At 71.6% G+C, this 18,882-nt stretch carries 15 protein-coding genes and 1 pseudogene; 11 read left to right on the forward strand and 5 right to left on the reverse strand.

All coding sequences use genetic code 11. The annotated features are described in order from the left end of the window. The 6 genes from B351_RS0107145 to dcp form a co-directional block, all read left to right on the forward strand. Positions 1–593 (forward strand): TetR/AcrR family transcriptional regulator (locus B351_RS0107145; protein WP_019398363.1); only part of this gene is annotated, 593 nt, incomplete at its 5' end. Further along, a complete protein-coding gene (locus tag B351_RS0107150) occupies positions 590–1,570 on the forward strand; it encodes an HlyD family secretion protein (protein WP_019398364.1) in 981 nt (326 codons plus the stop codon). The genes B351_RS0107145 and B351_RS0107150, both read left to right, overlap by 4 nt. 22 nt (positions 1,571–1,592) lie before the next feature. Beyond that, positions 1,593–2,522, forward strand: a complete 930-nt coding sequence (locus B351_RS0107155; RefSeq protein WP_026010469.1) for an ABC transporter ATP-binding protein — start codon at positions 1,593–1,595, stop codon at positions 2,520–2,522. Next, positions 2,519–3,613, forward strand: a complete 1,095-nt coding sequence (locus B351_RS0107160) for an ABC transporter permease (RefSeq protein ID WP_019398366.1) — start codon at positions 2,519–2,521, stop codon at positions 3,611–3,613. Before B351_RS0107155 ends, B351_RS0107160 begins: the two co-directional genes overlap by 4 nt. Before the next feature lie 114 nt (positions 3,614–3,727). Beyond that, the gene (gene htpG, locus B351_RS0107165; protein WP_019398367.1) at positions 3,728–5,629 is read left to right on the forward strand and encodes a molecular chaperone HtpG; all 1,902 of its coding nucleotides are present in this window, start codon (positions 3,728–3,730) and stop codon (positions 5,627–5,629) included. 374 nt (positions 5,630–6,003) lie between these two features. Continuing rightward, positions 6,004–8,076: a peptidyl-dipeptidase Dcp gene (gene dcp / locus B351_RS0107170; RefSeq protein WP_407059580.1), complete on the forward strand. Its 2,073-nt coding sequence runs from the start codon at positions 6,004–6,006 to the stop codon at positions 8,074–8,076. Between the two features lie 201 nt (positions 8,077–8,277). Here dcp and B351_RS0107175 read toward each other — a convergent pair whose 3' ends face one another. Continuing rightward, positions 8,278–8,496, reverse strand: a complete 219-nt coding sequence (locus B351_RS0107175; RefSeq protein WP_156810439.1) for a polyprenyl synthetase — start codon at positions 8,494–8,496, stop codon at positions 8,278–8,280. Between the two features lie 335 nt (positions 8,497–8,831). Here B351_RS0107175 and B351_RS0107180 point away from each other — a divergent pair, with 335 nt between their 5' ends. Then, entirely contained in the window at positions 8,832–9,662 is an 831-nt protein-coding gene (locus B351_RS0107180) for a hypothetical protein (protein WP_019398370.1), read from the forward strand. 332 nt (positions 9,663–9,994) lie between these two features. Further along, positions 9,995–11,830 (forward strand): DEAD/DEAH box helicase, encoded by a 1,836-nt coding sequence (locus B351_RS0107185; protein ID WP_019398371.1) that lies wholly within the window; start codon positions 9,995–9,997, stop codon positions 11,828–11,830. 88 nt (positions 11,831–11,918) lie between these two features. Here the strand turns inward: B351_RS0107185 and B351_RS0107190 are convergent, their stop codons facing one another. Both B351_RS0107190 and B351_RS16385 read right to left on the reverse strand, forming a co-directional pair. Next, entirely contained in the window at positions 11,919–14,030 is a 2,112-nt protein-coding gene (locus B351_RS0107190; RefSeq protein WP_026010470.1) for a M13 family metallopeptidase, read from the reverse strand. 73 nt (positions 14,031–14,103) lie between these two features. Beyond that, on the reverse strand, positions 14,104–14,925 hold the full coding sequence (locus B351_RS16385) for a LysR family transcriptional regulator (RefSeq protein ID WP_019398373.1): 822 nt from the start codon (positions 14,923–14,925) through the stop codon (positions 14,104–14,106). Positions 14,926–15,186: 261 nt separating this feature from the next. Between B351_RS16385 and B351_RS16390 the strand changes: the two are divergent. The 3 genes and pseudogenes from B351_RS16390 to B351_RS0107210 form a co-directional block, all read left to right on the forward strand. Continuing rightward, positions 15,187–15,447 (forward strand): annotated as a pseudogene (locus B351_RS16390) (Atu4866 domain-containing protein); the annotation flags it as partial. A gap of 23 nt (positions 15,448–15,470) precedes the next feature. Continuing rightward, positions 15,471–16,208 carry an SDR family oxidoreductase gene (locus tag B351_RS0107205; RefSeq protein ID WP_019398375.1) on the forward strand — a complete coding sequence of 246 codons (738 nt, stop codon included), beginning with the start codon at positions 15,471–15,473 and terminating at the stop codon, positions 16,206–16,208. 24 nt (positions 16,209–16,232) lie between these two features. Beyond that, positions 16,233–16,727 carry a nuclear transport factor 2 family protein gene (locus B351_RS0107210; RefSeq protein ID WP_019398376.1) on the forward strand — a complete coding sequence of 165 codons (495 nt, stop codon included), beginning with the start codon at positions 16,233–16,235 and terminating at the stop codon, positions 16,725–16,727. A gap of 614 nt (positions 16,728–17,341) precedes the next feature. Here the strand turns inward: B351_RS0107210 and B351_RS0107225 are convergent. Together B351_RS0107225 and recD are read right to left on the reverse strand one after the other, a co-directional pair. Beyond that, entirely contained in the window at positions 17,342–17,578 is a 237-nt protein-coding gene (locus tag B351_RS0107225) for a hypothetical protein (protein ID WP_019398379.1), read from the reverse strand. A gap of 118 nt (positions 17,579–17,696) precedes the next feature. After that, positions 17,697–18,882, reverse strand: a 1,186-nt coding sequence (gene recD, locus B351_RS16395) for an exodeoxyribonuclease V subunit alpha (RefSeq protein ID WP_019398380.1), incomplete at its 5' end; no start/stop codon positions are given.

Here is an 18,882-nt window from a genome sequence, read left to right on the forward strand (position 1 = left end):
AGCGCCAGCGCCTGCTCGATGCCGCCCTGGCCTGCTACGTGCGCCACGGCATCGCCGCCACCCGGCTGCGCGACATCGCCGCCGAGGCCGCGGTCACGCCGGCGCTGGTGCACTACTACTTCAGCGACGCCGCCGGCCTGCGCGAGGCGGTGATCGGCGAGCGCCTGATGCCGGTGTTCCAGCAGGTGCGCGACACCCTGCTGGGCATGCCCGAGGCCCCGTTGCGCGAGGTGGTGGTCGCCTTCGTCGACGTGATCTGCGCGCAGGTGCGGCGCCACGAATGGCTGCCGCCGCTGTGGATCCGCGAGGTGGTCAGCGAGGGCGGCGAGCTGCGCGACCTGCTGGTGTCACGCCTGGCGCCGCAGCTGGCAGCGGTGATGGCCGCGCGCTTTGCCGCCGAGCAGGCCGCCGGCCGGCTCAATCCCGCGCTGGACCCGCGCCTGCTGATGGTCTCGCTGGTCGGCCTGACCCTGTTCCCCGCCTCCGGCGCGCCGATCTGGCGGCAGTTGTTCGCCGCCGAGGACCTGGGCATCGACGCCATCCGCAACCACGCGCTGGCCCTGCTCGAGCGCGGCCTGGAGCTGCCCGCATGATCCGCTTCCCGTGGCCGGCCCTGGCGCGCACCGCGGTGCTGGCCGTTTCCGTCCTCGTGCTGGGCGCCTGCAGGCCCGCCACCGACCAGGCGCTGGGCACGCTGGAGTACGACCGCATCACCCTGCCCGCCCCGGCCGCCGAGCGCATCGCCAGCATCGAGGTGCGCGAGGGCGAGCGGGTCGGGGCCGGCCAGCGCCTGCTGGTGCTGGAACACACCCGCGGCGACGCACAGCTGGCCGCGGCCGAGGCCGAGGTCGCGCGCCAGCGCCAGCTGCTGGAGGAACTGCGCAATGGCGCGCGCCGCGAGGACATCGCCCAGGCCCGCGCCAACCTTTCCGCCGCCCAGGCCCAGGCGCGCGACGCGCGCGCCTACTTCGAACGCGTGCAGCCGCTGGGCGCGCGCCAGCTGGTTTCGGCCGCCGAGGTCGACCGCGCCCGCGCGGCCGCCGGCAATGCCGAGGCGCAGGTCGCCGCCGCACGCGCGGCGCTGCAGGAGCTGGAGAACGGCGTGCGCCCGGAGCAGGTCGCCCAGGCCGAGGCCGCGCTGGCCGCCGCCGAGGCCCAGCTGCGCGGCCAGGCCGAGACCACCGGCCGCCTGGACGTGGTTGCCCCGCGCGCCGGACGGGTGGACAGCCTGCCCTACCGCGCCGGGGACGAGGCCCCGGTCGGCGCGCCGCTGGCGGTGCTGCTGGTCGGCGAGCGTCCCTACGCGCGCATCTACGTGCCCGAACCGCTGCGGCCGCGGGTGCAGGCGGGCCAAGCGGTGCGCGTGCACGTGGGCGCCGATGGCCAACGCAGCTACCCGGGCCGGGTGCGCATGGTCCGCAGCGAACCGGCGTTCACTCCGTACTACGCGCTGACCGGCAAGGACGCCGCGCGCCTGAGCTACCTGGCCGAGGTGGAACTGGAAGGCGAAGGCGTAGGCGAGCTGCCGGCAGGTCTGCCGCTGCGGGTGGAATTCGGCGATGCACGCTGAAGCGCCCGAGGAGGGGATCGCGATCCGCGCACGCGGCCTGAGCAAGTGCTTCGGCCCGCTGCGCGCGGTCGACGGCGTGGACCTGACCGTGCCGCGCGCGCATGTGTACGGCTTCCTGGGGCCCAACGGCTCGGGCAAGTCCACCACCATCCGCATGCTGTGCGGGCTGCTGACGCCCAGCGAGGGCCAGATCGAGGTGCTGGGCCTGCGCATCCCGGAAGAAGCCGACGCGCTGCGCCTGCGCATCGGCTACATGACCCAGAGGTTCTCGCTGTTCGAGGACCTGTCGGTGCGCGAGAACCTGGAGTTCCTGGCCGCGGTGTACGGCCTGCCGCGCCAGCACAGCCGCCAGCGGGTGGACGAACTGGTCGAGCGCTACCGCTTCGGCGACCGCCAGAAGCAGCTGGCCGGCACCCTCAGCGGTGGCCAGAAGCAGCGCCTGGCCCTGGCCGGGGCGGTGATCCACGGGCCGGAGCTGCTGTTCCTGGACGAACCCACCAGCGCGGTGGATCCCGAATCGCGGCGTGATTTCTGGGAAGCGCTGTTCGCGCTGGCCGATGCGGGCACCACCCTGCTGGTGTCCACCCATTACATGGACGAGGCCGAGCGCTGCCATCGCATCGCCATCCTCGACCGCGGCCGGCTGGTGGCCGACGGCAGCCCCGGCGAACTGGCCGGCCAGCTGTCCGGACGCACGGTGGAAGTGCTGGCGCCGCAGCCGCGGCGCGCGCACGAGGTGCTGGTCGGCCTGCCGCAGGTGATCAGCGTGGCGCAGATCGGCAACAGCCTGCGGGTGCTGGCCACCGCCGATGCGGGCCAGGTCGAGGATGCGGTGCGCGATGCGCTGCGACGCGCGGGCGTGGCCGGCGAGGTGGGCGTCTCCGATCCGAACCTGGAGGACGTGTTCGTCGCCGCCACCCGCGGCCGCGCCGGCATGGAGGACGCGGCATGAACCTGCGCCGGGTATGGGCCGTGGTGCTCAAGGAGCTGCGCCAGATCCGCCGCGACCGCATCAGCATGGCGCTGATCGTGGTGATCCCGGTGATCGACCTGCTGCTGTTCGGCTACGCGATCAACTTCAACCCGCGCAACCTGTCGGCGGCGGTGGCCGACCAGGCCATGACCGCGACCTCGCGCGCGGCGGTGATGGACATCAACGCCACCGGCGTCATCCGCACCACGGCCGTGGCCGATACCCCGCAGGAACTGGTGGACATGCTGCGCCGGGGCGAGGTCAGCGTGGGCATCGCAGTGCCCCCGGATTTCGACCGGCGCCTGGCCGACGGCCGCCCGGCGCTGCAGGTGATGGTCGACGGCACCGACACGGTGGTGCAGGCGGCGGCCAACCAGATCGCGCAGACGCCGCTGGAACGCGCCTCCGGCGGGCGCCCGGCGCGGGCCACGCCGCAGATCGAGGTGGTGAGCTTCTACAACCCGCAGCGGCGCAGCGCGGTGAGCATCGTGCCGGGCCTGATCGGCATCATCCTGACCATGACCATGGTGATGTTCACCGCCATGGCCATCGTGCGCGAGCGCGAGCACGGCAACATGGAACTACTGATCGCCACCCCGCTGGACCGCAGCGAGCTGATGGTGGCCAAGGTCCTGCCCTACGCGGTGATCGGCCTGGTCCAGACCACGCTGATCCTGGCCCTGGGCATCTGGATGTTCGACGTGCCGCTCCTGGGCAGCCTGCTGGACGTGTACATCGCCGCGCTGCTGCTGATCGTGGCCAACCTGGCGCTGGGCCTGCTGATCTCGACCCGGGCGCAGTCGCAGTTCCAGGCCATGCAGATGACGATCTTCGTGTTCCTGCCCTCGATCCTGATGTCCGGCTTCATGTTCCCGTTCGCGGGCATGCCCAAGCTGGCGCAGTGGGTGGCCGAGGTGCTGCCGATGACCCACTTCCTGCGCCTGGTGCGCGGGGTGATGCTGCGTGGCGCCAGCCTGTGGGAGCTGTGGCCCTCGGTGGCGGCGCTGGCGGCCTTCACCACGGTGATGATGACCGCCGCGATCCTGCGGTTCCGCAAGCGGCTGGACTAGCCACCGCCGGGACGGCGCTTGCAGCGCCCGCCCGCCCCTGCGCCGGCCACCTTGAAAACGGCCGCCGCGCCAACACATCGGACCCCTGCAATCCGTGTCCCAGGGGACCTTCCGATGACCACCGAGACCACCGAAACGTCCGCCCCCGCTTCCGAGACCCGCCGGTTCGAGGCCGAGGTGTCCCAGGTGCTGCACCTGGTGACCCACTCGCTGTACTCGCACAAGGAGATCTTCTTGCGCGAGCTGGTGTCCAACGCCTCCGACGCCTGCGACAAGCTGCGCTTCGAGGCCATCGGCAAGCCGGAGCTGCTGGCCGGCGAGGGCGAGCTGCGGATCGAGATCAGCCACGACCGCGATGCCCGCACCGTGACCATCCGCGACACCGGCATCGGCATGGACCGCGGCGAGGTGATCGCCAACATCGGCTCGATCGCCAGCTCCGGCACCCGCCGCTTCCTCGAGGCGCTGGGCGAGAACCAGAAGGCCGACGCGCGCCTGATCGGCCAGTTCGGCGTGGGCTTCTACTCGGCCTTCGTGGTCGCCGACCGGGTCACCGTGCTCACCCGCCGCGCCGGCACCCCGGCCGAGGCCGGCGTGAAGTGGGAAAGCGACGGCCGCGGCGAGTACACCCTGGAGCCGGCCATGCTGGAGCACACCGGCACCACCATCGTGCTGCACCTGAAGGAGGGCGAGGACGAGTTCCTCGATGGCTGGAAGCTGCGCGCGCTGGTGCGCAAGTACTCCGACCACATCGCCTTCCCGATCCGGATGCCGAAGGAGACCGGCAAGGACGAAAAGAAGGACGCGCCGGAGTGGGAGACGGTCAACGACGCCTCGGCGCTGTGGACCCGGCCGAAGAACGAGATCAGCGACGAGGACTACCGCGGCTTCTACAAGTCGCTGGGCCATGACTTCAACGATCCGGCGGCCTGGACCCACAACCGCGTGGAAGGCAGCCAGAGCTTCACCACCCTGCTCTACCTGCCCTCGCAGCCGCCGTTCGACCTGCTGATGGGCGGGCGCGACGAGCGCAAGGGCCTGAAGCTGTACATCAGGCGCGTGTTCGTGATGGACGCGGCCGAGGAGCTGCTGCCCAACTACCTGCGCTTCGTGCGCGGCGTGGTCGATGCCGACGACCTGCCGCTCAACGTCAGCCGCGAGATCCTGCAGCAGAACCGCCAGCTGGAGCGGATCCGCGGGGCGTGCGTGAAGCGCGTGCTGGACCTCATCGACAGGCTCTCGCGCGAGGAGCCGGAGAAGTTCGCCGCCTTCCTCAAGGCCTTCGGCAACACGCTCAAGGAGGGCATCGTCGAGGATCCGTCCAACCGCGAGCGGATCGCCAGGCTGCTGCGCTTCGCCTCCACCCGTGGCGAGGGCGCGGCGCAGACGGTGTCGCTGGACGACTACATCGAGCGCATGCAGCCGGGCCAGGACGCGATCTGGTACGTCACCGCCGAGAGCCACGCCGCCGCCGCCGGCAGCCCGCAGCTGGAGGCGTTCCGCGGCAAGGGCATCGAAGTGCTGCTGATGTCCGACCGGATCGACGAGTGGATGGTCGGCCACCTGCACGAGTACGCCGGCAAGCCGCTGCGCCACGTGGCCAAGGGCGAGCTGCCGCTGGACGAGGCCGAGAAGAAGCAGCAGGAGGAGGCTGCCCAGGCCGCCGCGCCGCTGCTGGAGCGGCTGAAGAAGCTGCTGGAGGGCAAGGTGCAGGAGGTACGCGTGTCCGCGCGCCTGACCGATTCGCCGGCCTGCCTGGCCCTGGCCGAGTACGAGATGGCACCGCACCTGGCACGACTGCTGCGCGAGGCCGGCCAGGCCGTGCCGGAAAGCCTGCCGACCCTGGAGGTCAATCCGCGCCACGCCCTGCTGCAACGGATCGCGGCCACCGGGGACGACACCCAGGCCGCCGACCTGGCGACCCTGCTGCTGGAGCAGGCGCAGCTGACCGCCGGCGCGCCGCTGGCCGATCCGGCCGCCTTCGTGCAGCGGATCAACCGCCTGCTGGCGGGCTGAGCGCCTTGCGCCCGCCGCCGCCTGCCCCCCGCAGGCGCCGTGCGGCGGCCGCCTCTGCCGCTGGCGCCGCGCCAGCGCCTGCGGATCGGTCGCCGCCTCCATCCGCGCTGCCCAGGGCCTTCCCCGGGTAGCGCGCATTGGCGCCGCCCAGCCACACCGGCAGCTGCGCCGGGCGGCCCTGCTTTGCCGGGACTGCCCCGCCCCCGGGACCTCCGGCACTGCCCTGCCCCGGGCCCCGGGCGCATGCTGGGACCAATGGCCGGCGATCCTGACCGGCCCCTCCGGAGCCCTACATGCTGCGCAAGCTGCTACTTTCCTCGGCGATCGCCCTGGCCCTGTCCGCCTGCGGCGAACGTACCGCCAACGAAAACGCCATGCCCGATTCCAGTGCCACCCCCGCCGGCGCCGCCCAGGGCGACAACGCCCTGCTGGCGCCCAGTCCGCTGCCCTTCCAGGCGCCGCCGTTCGACCGCATCCGCGACACCGACTACCAGCCGGCGATCGAGGAGGGCATGCGCCAGCACCTGGCCGAGATCCGCGCCATCGCCGACAACCCGGAGCCGCCGAGCTTCGCCAACACCATCGAGGCGATGGAGCGCGCCGGCGCCCTGCTCTCGCGCGCGATGCTGGTGTTCGAGGCCATGACCTCGGCGCACACCAACCCGACCCTGCAGGCGGCCGAGGAAGTCCTGGCGCCGAAGCTGGCCGAGCACAGCGATGCCATCCACCTCGACCCGGCGCTGTTCGCCCGGGTCAAGGCCGTCTACGACCAGCGCGACTCGCTGGGCCTGGACGCCGAGCAGAAGACCCTGGTCGAGCACCGTTACGACGCCTTCGTGCGCGCCGGCGCCCTGCTCTCGGACGCGGACAAGGCCGAGCTGCGCAAGCTCAACGCCGAGGAGTCCTCGCTGACCACCGCGTTTGGCGCCAAGCTGCTGGCCGCCACCAATGCCGGCGCCGTGCTGGTGACCGACAAGGCGCGCCTGGAAGGCCTGGACGAGGGCACCCTCGCCGCCGCCGCCGAGGCGGCCAAGGCCGCCGGCAAGGAGGGCTGGCTGCTGGAGCTGCAGAACACCACCCAGCAGCCGGTGCTGGGCAAGCTGAAGGACCGCGCCCTGCGCGAGGAGATCCTGGCCGCGTCGATGAACCGCGCCGCCCGGGGCGACGACAACGACACCCGCGCCACCATCCTGCGCCTGGCCAAGCTGCGCGCACGCAAGGCGCAGCTGCTGGGCTTCGACAACTACGCCGCCTACGCCATCGCCGACCAGATGGCCGGCACCCCGGAAGCGGCGCTGAAGCTGCTCAACGACACCGTGCCGGCCGCCACTGCGCGCGCGCGCGCCGAGCTGGCCAGGATCCAGGCGGTGGTCGAGCGCCAGGGTGGCGGCTTCAGCGCCGGCGCCGCGGACTGGGACTTCTACGCCGAGCAGGTGCGCCAGGCCGAGTACGACCTGGACGAGGCCCAGGTGCGCCCCTACTTCGAGCTGGACCGCGTGCTCAGGGACGGCGTGTTCTACGCCGCCCAAGAGCTGTACGGCATCACCCTGAAGGAGCGCACCGACCTGCCGGTCTACCACCCGGACGTGCGCGTGTTCGACGTGTTCGACGCCGACGGCACCCAGCTGGCGGTCTTCTACCTCGATCCGTTCAAGCGCCCGAGCAAGCGCGGTGGCGCCTGGATGGGCAACTTCGTCGAGCAGGACGGCCTGGCCGGCACGATCCCGGTGATCTACAACGTCGAGAACTTCACCAAGCCCGCGCCCGGCCAGCCGGCGCTGCTGAGCTTCGACGACGTCACCACCCTGTTCCACGAGTTCGGCCACGCCCTGCACGGCCTGTTCTCCAGGACCACCTACCCGAGCCTGTCCGGCACCAACGTGCCGCGCGACTTCGTCGAGTTCCCCTCGCAGTTCAACGAGCACTGGGCGCTCTACCCGCAGGTGTTCGCCAACTACGCCCGCCACTACCAGACCGGCGAGCCGATGCCGAAGGAGCTGGTGGAGAAGATCGTGCGCGCGCGCACCTTCAACCAGGGCTACGCCACCACCGAGTACCTGGCCGCCTCGCTGCTGGACCTGGCCTGGCACCTGCTGCCGGCCGACGCCAGGGTGGAGGACGTGGACGCGTTCGAGAAGCAGGCCCTGGCCAGGTACAAGGTGGACCTGGCCGCGGTGCCGCCGCGCTACCGCAGCAACTACTTCGCCCATGTCTGGGGCGGCGGCTATGCGGCCGGCTACTACGCCTACTTCGGCGCCGAGGTGCTGGACCACGATGCCTTCAAGTGGTTCGAGGAGAACGGCGGCCTGACCCGCGAGAACGGCAAGGTCTTCCGCGAGAAGATCCTCTCCATCGGCCACTCGCGCGACCTGGCCAGCGCCTACCGCGAGTTCCGCGGCAAGGATCCCAGCGTCGAGCCGCTGCTGGAGTTCCGCGGCCTCAAGTAAGCCGCGCGCTGCAGCGACAGGAAGGCCCGCGCAAGCGGGCCTTCTTCTTTGCTGCTCCGGTTCCTCCCAACGGGCGCTCGGGAGGGGGCCAGGAAGCCGGCGCATTGCCGATGGCGCGTTCCCGGCACCCAACCCGGATGCGGCCTTCGGCCTTGTCCGGGCCACGCATGTCGTGGCATCACCGCGGGAACGCCCGCGCCCTCAGCGCTTGAGGGCGGCAACGATCTCCGGAACGCTCAGCCCGATCTCCAGCTGCAGGCGCACGTACTCGCGCTCCTTGCGCGACAGCGGGCGGCCGACCTCCAGGCGCACGTCCTCGGCCTGCAGGATGCGCATGATCCGCGGCAGCGCCGAGCCCACCGCATCGGGGCCGTAGCCGGCTTCGACCAGCGCGGTGCGCATTACAGCTTCAACGTCCATGGCCATCCGGATCATGCGGGGGAGGCGGCCATTCTGCCTGATGCCGCCCCTCCCCATGGCAATTCCGTAGCCGGGCAAGGCACTGGCGAGGCGTGGCGCGCTGCCACGCGCCGCGGATCCAACGCCGGACCGGATCGGGCAGATGCGTGGCCGGATCCCCGGATGCGGCCTTACCCGGTCTACGCCGCGGTCGCGCCACCCTGGCCGCGGCCACGCCGTAGCGACAGGAGCCGCGGGCCCGCCCCCGTGACGGTGGTCATACCGCCCTCCGGCGCTCCATTCCGGCGGCGGGCGGCGCCAGGATGCGCCCACCCTGGAAAGCCGATCGTTCCCGTATGCGCGCCTCCGTAACGCGACCGCTGCTGTTCCTCGCCCTGGCCCTGTCTGCCGCCGCCCTCCCCGCCTCCGCCGCCGAACCGTACCGGGTCACGCCTTCCGACCTGCACCTGGAGCACCTGCGCCCGGCGCAGCTGAGCTACCTGGTGTACATGCACGCCGGACCCGGCAGCGGCATCAAGCGCCCGGTGCTGGCCAGCTTCTCGGTCTCGCGGCAGACCGTGGACGGCACGCCCGCCTGGGTCATCACCCACGCCTGGGAGGACCCCGACGGCACGGTGCACACCGCGCGCACCGTGCACGCCGCGTCCGACATCGCCACCCTCTCCCAGGACGCCACCTGGATGCGTTCCGGCCAGCGCATGTCCTCCCACGTGGTCCCCGCCCGGGGCGAGGGCCGCGCCGAGGGCGAATGGCCGGAGGCCGCGCGCCAGTGCCTGGAGGCCGGCTTCCAGGCCATGCAGGACGGCTGGTGGATGAACTGGCACAGCGACCTGACCCTGCTGCCGCTGCTGCCCTACGAGAAGGGCGGCACCCTGCGCATCCGCCTGTTCGACGTGGGCATGCCCGCGCCGCTGGACGTGGACTACACCGTGCTCGGCGAGCGCACCCTGGCCGGTGCCGACGGCCGCCGCTACGACTGCTGGCTGGTGGAAACCGAAAGCGGCAACCCCGGCGGGGGCGCCTTCCAGCGCTTCTGGATCGACAAGGCCAGCCGCGTGGTGGTCAAGGAAGAGGACAACTTCAACGGCCAGTACCGCAGCAAGTACCTGCTGGCGGTGCCGGTCAGCCTCGAGTTCCCCGCCCCGGAGGACGGCAAGCAGGGCTGAGGCGGGATGGGCGCGAACCGTCGGCTCAGGGGCTCCCGGCGGGACCACGGGCGTCCCGCAGCGGTTGACTTTCACCCTGCCCGCGGCGAATCGTAAAGAAACCCCCAGCCCGCGTTTTGCCAAGCATTTGATATTGCTGGACTTTTTCCGGAAAACCCCGCTCCGGATCGTAAACGGAATCGTAAAGAAATCCCGTCCCGCGGCGGTCCCGGGTCCCTGCCCCGGGAAGGCTTCCGCCAAGCGCTATATTCATCCGCAGCCATGGAACTGTCCCAGGGGAGGCCGATGCCTTGGCTACGCTGATTCCGAACAGGGGGACCTGCGCGGGGCGCATGACGCCCGGCGAGCGGCGCTTCTCGCTGCGCCTGGAAGACAAGCTCGAGGAAGACTACCTGTGCTGGTACGACGTTCCGATCGGGCCTAGGTACAGGCATCCGGACTTCGTCGTGCTCCACCCGCACCGCGGCATCCTGGTGCTGGAGGTCAAGGACTGGAAGCAGGAGTCCCTGGCCGAGGTCGACCGCGACCGGGTGGTTCTCAACACCGAGCGCGGCCGCGTGGTCGAGCCCAATCCGCTGCGCCAGGCGCGCGACTACGCCATGGAGATCCAGCGCCTGCTGCAATCAGACCCGGCATTGCTGCATCCGGCCGGCCATCGCCGCGAAGGCAAGCTGGTCATGCCGTGGGGATTCGGCGTGGTGCTGACCGGCATCACCCGCCACCAGTTCGAACAGATGGAACTGGATGCCTTCATCGGCGCGGCCAGCGTGATCTGCCGGGACGAGATGACCGAGGGCGTCGATCCGGAAGAGTTCCAGAAGCGGCTGTGGGACATGTTCATGATGCCGTTCCCCTGCCAGCTGACCCTGCCGCAGATCGACCGCGTGCGCTGGCACCTGTTCCCGCAGCTGCGCATCCAGCAGCAGGGCGAACTGCTGCCGCCACTGGCAGCCGAGCCGCAGGAGGTGCCGGTGGAGATCCCCGACATCATCCGGATCATGGACCTGCAGCAGGAACAGCTGGCGCGCTCGCTCGGGGACGGGCACCGCGTGATCCATGGCGTGGCCGGCTCCGGCAAGACCATGATCCTCGGCTACCGCTGCGTCGAGCTGGCGCGGCGGCTGCACAAGCCGGTGCTGGTGCTGTGCTTCAACAAGACCCTGGCCAGCCGCCTGGAGCAGCTGATGGTCGCGCACGCCGTGCACGACCGCGTGGCGGTGCGGCATTTCCACGGCTGGTGCAAGGAGCAGCTGCAGACCTATGGCGTGCGCCCGCCTCCGTACCAGGACAACGCCGACCGCTATGCCGCCTTGCTGGTGGAAGCCGTCATCGCGGCGGTGCAGGCCAAGGCCATCCCACGCGCGCAGTACGGCGCGGTGCTGATTGACGAGGGCCACGACTTCGCGCCGGAGTGGCTGCAGCTGGTGGTGCAGATGGTCGACCCGGAGACCAACTCACTGCTGCTGCTCTACGACGACGCACAGACGCTTTACGGCAACGGCGGGCGGCGCAAGTTCAGCTTCGCCAGCGTGGGCATCCAGGCGCGCGGGCGGACCACGATCCTGCGCCTGAACTACCGCAACACCCTGGAGGTGCTGTCGGTTGCCAAGGCCTTCGCCGAGGAAGTGCTCGCCCCCCAGGAAACCGACGACGACCATGTGCCGGTGATCCCGCCCGAGAGCGCCGGCAGGCGCGGCCCGATGCCGGAGCTCTGGCGGGGGCGGAACATCTGGAACGAGGCGGACTTGATCGCCGCGCGCATCGGCGACGCCCTGGAGCAGGGCGCGAGCCCGGACGACTTCGCCGTGCTGTGCCATTCGAACCGGCTGGCGGAACTGGTCGCCGGGCAACTGCGCAAGCGCGGCCTGCCGGTGCTGGTTGCCAGTGGCGAGCGCCGGCGCAACCTGTTCAGCGGCGACCCGGCGATCAAGGTCATGACCATGCACTCCAGCAAGGGCCTGGAGTTCGACACGGTGTTCATTCCCGGGATCTGCGAGCTTGCTTCGCCAGAGAGTGACGGCGAACGCCGGCAGCAGCAGGTCCGCCTGCTGTACGTGGCCATGACCCGGGCGCTGCGCAAGCTGGAGCTCTCCCACCATGGCAATGGACCGATGGTGGAGCAGGTGCGCGTTGTGATCGAGAACGTGGGCCGCCAGCTGGCCGCCTGACCCACGCGCCGCGGGTCCGCCCAGGGCCGGAACGAGGACGGGGCCGCCGAAGCGGCCCCGTCCTTGGGGTTACAGCGCCTGGCCTGGCTTACCAGATCCGCACGCGGTCTTCCGGCTTGATGTACAGCGGGTCGCCTTGCTTGACGCCGAAGGCGTCGTACCAGGCGTCGATGTTGCGCAGCGGGGCGAAGGCGCGGATGTGGCCCGGGGAGTGGGTGCCGTTGACCAGCTGCTGGCGCAGGGCGTCGTCGCGCCACAGGGTGCGCCAGACCTGGGCCCAGCCGAGGAAGAAGCGCTGTTCGCCGGTGAAGCCGTCGATCACCGGCGCCGGCTTGCCGCCGAGGGAGCGGCGGTAGGCCTCCAGGGCGATGGTCAGGCCGCCGAGGTCGCCGATGTTCTCGCCCATCGAGGTGCGGCCGTTGATGTGCAGGCCCGGCAGCTGCGGGAACTCGTAGGCCTCGTACTGGGCGGCCAGCTTGGCGGCCTGGGCCTCGAACTTGGCCGCGTCCTCGGCGGTCCACCAGTCGCGCAGCACGCCGGCACCGTCGGACTTGCGGCCCTGGTCGTCGAAGCCGTGGATGATCTCGTGGCCGATCACGCCGCCGATGCCGCCGTAGTTCACCGCCGGGTCGGCGTCCGGGTCGAAGAACGGCGGCTGCAGGATCGCGGCCGGGAACACGATCTCGTTCTTGACCGAGTTGTAGTAGGCGTTGACGGTCTGCGGGGTCATGCCCCACTCGTCCTTGTCCACGGTCTTGCCGAGGCGGGCGCGGCGGTAGTCCCACTCGAACTGGCGCGCGCGCAGCGCGTTGCCGACCACGTCGCCATTGGCGATGCGCAGGCCGCTGTAGTCGCGCCACTTCGGCGGGTGGCCGATCTTCAGGCCGAAGCCCTTGAGCTTGGCGTGGGCCTCGGCCTTGGTGGCCGGGCTCATCCACTCCAGCTGGTCCAGGCGCGCGGCCATGGCCGCCTTCACGTTGGCCACCAGGGCGTCCATCTTGGCCTTGGCGTCCGGGGTGAAGTACAGCTCCACGTAGTCGCGGCCCACGGCCTCGCCGAGGCTGGCCTCGACCAGGGACACGGCGCGCTTCCAGCGCTCGCGCTGCTCGAGCTGGCCGTTGAGGAACTTGTCGCGAAACTCGAAGTGGGCGTTGGCGAAGCGGCTGGACAGCAGCGGCGCGGCGCCGTCGACGGCGTGGAACGCCTGCCAGGCCTGCAGGGTGGCCACGTCGGTGTCGGCGAAGACCTTGGCCATCTTCGGGATGGCGGTGCCCTGGCGCACCACGGCCACGCTGCCGTGGTCCACGCCGGCGGCCTTGAAGTACTCGGCCCAGGGGAAGCCCGGGGCGTAGGCGTCGAAGCGCTCGAACGGCACCGGGTTGTAGGTGCGGTCGCGGTCGCGGCTTTCGGCGCGGGTCCAGTGCGCCTCGGCGATCTTGGTCTCGAACGCCAGCACCGACTGCGCGGCGGCCTGCGGGTCCTTCCAGCCGGCCAGCTCCAGCAGCTGGGCGATGTAGGCCAGGTAGCGCTCGCGCTGCGGGGCGAAGTTGTCGCGCAGGTACATCTCGCGGTCGCCCAGGCCCAGGCCGGACTGGTTCATGTACAGGGTGTAGTGCTCGGGGTCGCGCTGGTCGTCGCTGACCGACAGCCCGAACAGGGTGGCGTTGAAGGTGTCGCGCGCGGCCATCAGGCGCGCGATCTCCAGGTGCGAGCCGGCCTTGCGCACGCGCTCCAGCAGCGGCTTGAGCGGGGCGGCGTCGAGCTTCTCGATCGTCGCTTCGTCCATGAAGCCGTGGTAGACCGCGGCGATCTTGGCGGCGTCGCCGCCGGTGGCCGGGTCGCCCAGCTTGTAGCTCTCCACCAGCTGGTGCACGCGCGCCTCGGACAGGTCGCGCAGGGCGCGGAAGGCGCCGTAGCTGGACTGGTCGGCGGGGATCCGGGTGTTCTTGGCCCAGGTGCCGCTGGCATAGGCGAAGAAGTCCTTGCCCGGGGCCACGCTGGTGTCCATGCCGGCCACGTCGAAGCCCCAGCTGCCGAAGCGCGGGGTCTCGATCGCGCCACCGCCGGCGGCGTCGCCGGCCGGCTGCAACAGCTGCAGGGTGCATGCGTCGTCCAGGCAGGCATGGGCGTCATGGGCGCCGGCCGTGGCGGCCAGGCCGAGGGCGACCAGGGTCGCGGCGCTAAGCAGGGTCTTCTTCAAGGCAGTCTCCATTCGGGGGTCGCACGGATGCGATCGCCCAGCATAGTGGCCGGGGCGGGCGTACGCGGGTGCCTTAGGTTGGGTCGCGCCGCGTCGCGGCGGCCTTCACGTGGTCCACCAGCGCGCGCAGCCGCGGCGGGGTGTGGCGGCGGGCGGGAAAGTACAGGTAGAAACCGGGGAACGGCGGCAGGTAGTCCCGCAGCAGCGGCACCAGTTCGCCGCGCTCCAGCCAGGGGCGGAAGCAGGCCTCCGGGGCGAAGGTGATGCCGGCGCCAGCCAGCGCGGCGCGGATCATCAGCGACAGGTCGTTGGTGGTCAGCTGCGGCTCGACCTGCACGTCGAACGGGCGCCCGTCCTCGACGAACTCCCAGCGGTACGGCGCCAGCTCCGGGCGCGCGCGCCAGCCGATGCAGCGGTGCCGCACCAGCTCGCGCGGATGCACCGGCACGCCGTGCGCGGCCAGGTAGGACGGGGCAGCCACCGCCAGCTCGCGCTGCGGCCCGCCCAGTGGCACGGCGACCATGTCCTGCTCGATCACCTCGCCCAGGCGTACGCCGGCATCGAAGCCGGCGGCGACGATGTCGAACTCCTCGTCGGTCACGGTCACGTCCAGGGTGATGTGCGGGTAGGCCTGCACGAACGAGGCCACCAGCGGGCCGGACAGGAACGGCTCGGCGATCGAGGCGACCGCCACCCTGAGCACGCCGCGCGGACTGGCGTCGCCGCCGGCCTCCTCCAGCGCCGTGGCCAGGGTGGACAACGCCCCGGCCACCTGGGCGTGCAGGCGCTCGCCGGCCTCGGTCAGGCGCACGCTGCGGGTGGAGCGCTGCACCAGGGCCACGCCCAGCGCATCCTCCAGCCGGCGCACGCCCTGGCTGACGGCCGAGCGGGTCACCCCAGGCGGTCGGCGGCGGCGCGGAAATTGCGCGACTCGGCCACCGCCCGGAACAGGTGCAACAGGTTGAGGTCCGGCTGCATGGCGGGCTCCTGGGGGATTGGTTAGCCAATCTAACCACCACGTCCAGTTCCGGGGGAATTCCGTGGACACTGGCGCCGGCCTAGGGTGGTTCCACCCCCCCGACGGAGAATCCCCATGGCCCCTGCTCCCTCTCCCGCTTCCCACCGCGTCCCTGCGTCCGCCTCCACGGCCCCGTCCGTGCCCCACCCCTACGTCGGGATGTGGGTCAGCGACGACGGCTACATCCGCCACGAACTGCGCGCCGACGGCCGCTACGACGAGGCCCGCGGCCTGCGCCGCAGCGCCTACCAGGGCCGCTACACGATCCGCGGCAACCACATCGACTACCTGGACGACACCGGCCTTTCCGCCGATGGCGAGTTCATCGACGGCGTGCTGTACCACGCCGGCATGGTCCTGCGCCGGGTGCCGGCCGCCTCCGCCTTCCGCGCGGACTGACACCCCCAACCGGAGTTCCCGCCATGAACGACAACATCCACGGCAAGGTGGTGCTGGTCACCGGCGCCAGCAGCGGCATCGGCGAGGCCACCGCGCGCGTGCTCGCCGCGCGTGGCGCGCGCGTGGTGCTGGGCGCGCGCCGCCTGGACCGCCTGCAACGGCTGGCCGAGGCGATCGCCGCCACCGGCGGCAGCGCCAGCGCCCCCGAACTGGACGTGGCCAACCGCGCCAGCATGCAGGCCTTCGCCGAACACGCGCTGCAGCGCTTCGGCCGCATCGACGTACTGGTCAACAACGCCGGCATCATGCCGCTGTCGCCGATGGCGGCGCTGAAGGTCGAGGAGTGGGACGCCATGCTCGACGTCAACGTGCGCGGCGTGCTGTACGGCATCGCCGCGGTGCTGCCGACGATGCAGGCGCAAGGCAGCGGCCACGTCATCAACGTTTCCTCGATCGGCGGGCTGTACGCGATGCCGACCGCGGCGGGGTACTGCGGCACCAAGTTCGCGGTGCGCGCGATCTCCGAGGGCCTGCGCCAGGAGAACGACCGCATCCGCGTCACCTGCGTCTATCCGGGCGTGGTCGAGTCGGAGCTGGCCGCGACCATCACCGATGCGGACGCGGCCCGCGCCATGGCCGAGTTCCGCAAGGTCGCGCTCCGGCCCGAGGCGATCGCCAACGCCATTGCCCACGCCATCGCCCAGCCGGAGGACGTGGACACCAGCGACATCGTCGTGCGCCCGGTGGCGCACCCGGCCTGAGCATGCATGCACAGGAGGATCCCCATGCCCATCCGCTCCCTGCCCTGGCGCCTGGCCATCGGCTGCGCGCTTGCCCTGGCGTCCGCCGTGCCCGCCGCCGCCGCGCCGGTGGCCGATCCCCCCGCCTCCGATGCGGCGGCCAATGCCGCGCGGGTGCGCGAGGCCTTTGCCGCCTGGCGCGACGGCCGCGGCAGCGTGTTCGACCTGCTGCACGAGGACGTGGAATGGACCGTGGCCGGCACCAGCCCGGTTTCCGGCGTGTACCGCTCGCGCGCGCAGTTCCTGGAACAGGCGGTGGCGCCGATCGGCGCGCGCCTGGCCACGCCGATCGTGCCGACGGTGGAACAGGTGCTGGCGCAGGACGACATGGTGGTGGTGGTCTGGTCCGGCCAGGCCACCACCCGCAATGGCGGGACCTACCGCAACCGCTATGCCTGGCACATGCAGCTGCGCGAAGGCCGGATCGTGCGCGTGATCGCCTTCCTCGACACCTGGGCGCTGGCGGAGCTGTTGCGCTGAGGTCGCGGCGTGACTGGCGCGCATGGGCGTGCGTGCAAAGGCCCCCTGCCGGCGCCGGACGCCGGCAATGGCCTTCCCCGCCCGGGGCTGGATCCCGCTACGCGCGTGCCGCCGTCAAAGCAGCAGGTAGCGCACGCGCCGGCAACGGCAGCGCATCCCGCCGTCGCGGGTCGGCAGCTCGTAGCGATGGAAACCCAGCAGGCAAAGTACCGTCGAGATCAGGCGCAACATGGCTGCGATCCCCTGGCGCACGCCCGGCCACGCTCCCGCCCGGCCCACCGGACCGTGACGGGTGACCGCCGTGCATGGGACGAGCATCGCGTCCGCCGCTGCGTCACGGAATCGGCTTTGTCTCAATTTGCCCGCGCCGCGGAAGCGGCGGCAGCGCGTCCTAGCGCAGCTGGTAGCGGACCCGGCGGCAACGGCAGCGTAGGCCACCGTCATGCGTCGGCTTGGTGTAGCGATGGATCCCCAGCAGGCACAGCAGCTTGGACAGGCGTTCCATGGACGATCTCCCCCTGATCGCTATGCGTCGCCCCGGCCGGGGCATATCCGTGACGTAGTTCACAGATGTTCCTCCAGTCCCGGGGGCCGCGCAATGGGGGGGCCGCCGCTCAGGGGTCCAGCGACTGGCGGGCCGCGAAGTCGTCGCGCACGAACTGGTTGATATAGGTGTTGAGCCCGTCGCCGGCCTCGGCCAGGCGCTGCATCTCCAGCACGTGTTCGCTGCCGGGGTGGCGCGCGTCGTAGCGGTAGGTGCCGCCGCGGCGGAACCGCACCTCGATCCAGCCGGGCCCGCATTCGTAGGCGTCCACGCCCGAATCCCCGTCGTTGCCGCGGTATGGCTTCATGGCCGTCTCCTCGCACGCCCGCCGCCCGGGCACGCGCCCATGCCAGCACGTGGCGCGTGCAGGCCGGATCAGGACGCGCCGGGCGATGGCACGCCGCCGCGCCTGGGGCGCGCCGCGTTCAGTCCCCGGCGCCCAGGCGCCAGGCCAGCCCGGACACGCGGCTGACGTGGCGCGACAGCGCCAGGGCCAGGATCGCCGGGTCGGCGCACAGGTGCAGCGCATCGCGGGCGCGGGTCAGGCCGGTGTAGACCAGTTCGCGCGAGAGCACGCGGCTGTCCTTGCCCGGCAGCACCAGCCACACCTCGTCGAACTCCGAGCCCTGGGCCTTGTGCACGGTCATGGCGAAGGCGCTGTCGTGGGCGGGCAGGGTGGCCGGATGGAACGCGCGCGGAGCGTCGGGCGTGGCGCCCGGGAACCAGGCCATCAGCTGGCCGCGGTCGTCGCGCAGGCAGATGCCGATGTCGCCGTTGAACAGGCCGTGGCGGTAGTGGTTCTCGGTGACCAGCAGCAGGCGGCCGTGGAAGAACCCGTCGCTGCGCGTGCGCGGCTGCTGCTGGGCCAGGCGCTCGGCCAGCAACGCCTCGATCCGGGTGTTGAGCCCGCGCGCGCCCTGCGGGCCTTCGCGCACCGCGGTGAGGATGCGCAGGCGTCCGGCCAGGGCCAGGGCCTCGGCGGGCGTGGGCGCCTGGGCCAGGGCGGTCCAGTGGGCGAGGAAGTGCTCGCGCCGGGCCGGGTCCTGCAGCAGGTCGGCGGCGTCGGCGTGGTAGTGCACGCCGTCGAGCCTGCCCTCGCGCAGCAGCGCCAGCGCGCGTTCGCCGTCGCCGCTGCGCACCGCGGCGGCCAGCGGCGCCAGGTCCAGCGCGGCCGACTGGCGCCAGCCGCGCACCAGGTGCACGTGGCGGGCAGGGAAGGGCACGGCGGCATCGGGTGCGATCGCGGCCGGGTCGACCTCGCCCAGCAGCGGCTGCAGCGCGCCCGCGTCGGCGGCGGCCAGGCGCATGCCGTCGCCGGCGGCGGCGAGGATGCCGCTGAGCACGTCGCCGGCCTCCACCGAGGGCAGCTGGTCGGGGTCGCCCAGCAGCACCAGGCGCGCGCCGTCGGGCACCGCTTCCACCAGCTTGGCCATCAGCGGCAGGTCGATCATCGAGGCCTCGTCCACCACCACGATGTCCACGTCCAGCGGGTTGGCGGCGTCGTGGCGGAAGCGCGGGGAGTCGGGGATGGTGCCGAGCAGGCGGTGCAGGGTGCGGCCGCCGGTGGCCAGCGGCGCCAGCAGCTCCGGTTCGATGCCCTGCTCGGCCAGC

It is taken from the genome of Pseudoxanthomonas sp. GW2, assembly GCF_000283075.1.
Taxonomy (GTDB): domain Bacteria; phylum Pseudomonadota; class Gammaproteobacteria; order Xanthomonadales; family Xanthomonadaceae; genus Pseudoxanthomonas.

Coding starts and splice junctions, on each gene's coding strand:
- B351_RS0107150 (WP_019398364.1), top strand. CDS start 590: ATGATCCGCTTCCCGTGGCCGGCCCTGGCGCGCACCGCGGTGCTGGCC.
- B351_RS0107160 (WP_019398366.1), top strand. CDS start 2,519: ATGAACCTGCGCCGGGTATGGGCCGTGGTGCTCAAGGAGCTGCGCCAG.
- B351_RS0107175 (WP_156810439.1), bottom strand. CDS start 8,496: ATGGACGTTGAAGCTGTAATGCGCACCGCGCTGGTCGAAGCCGGCTAC.
- dcp (WP_407059580.1), top strand. CDS start 6,004: ATGCCCGATTCCAGTGCCACCCCCGCCGGCGCCGCCCAGGGCGACAAC.
- B351_RS0107210 (WP_019398376.1), top strand. CDS start 16,233: ATGCCCATCCGCTCCCTGCCCTGGCGCCTGGCCATCGGCTGCGCGCTT.
- B351_RS0107180 (WP_019398370.1), top strand. CDS start 8,832: ATGCGCGCCTCCGTAACGCGACCGCTGCTGTTCCTCGCCCTGGCCCTG.
- B351_RS0107225 (WP_019398379.1), bottom strand. CDS start 17,578: ATGAAGCCATACCGCGGCAACGACGGGGATTCGGGCGTGGACGCCTAC.
- B351_RS0107185 (WP_019398371.1), top strand. CDS start 9,995: ATGACGCCCGGCGAGCGGCGCTTCTCGCTGCGCCTGGAAGACAAGCTC.
- htpG (WP_019398367.1), top strand. CDS start 3,728: ATGACCACCGAGACCACCGAAACGTCCGCCCCCGCTTCCGAGACCCGC.
- B351_RS0107205 (WP_019398375.1), top strand. CDS start 15,471: ATGAACGACAACATCCACGGCAAGGTGGTGCTGGTCACCGGCGCCAGC.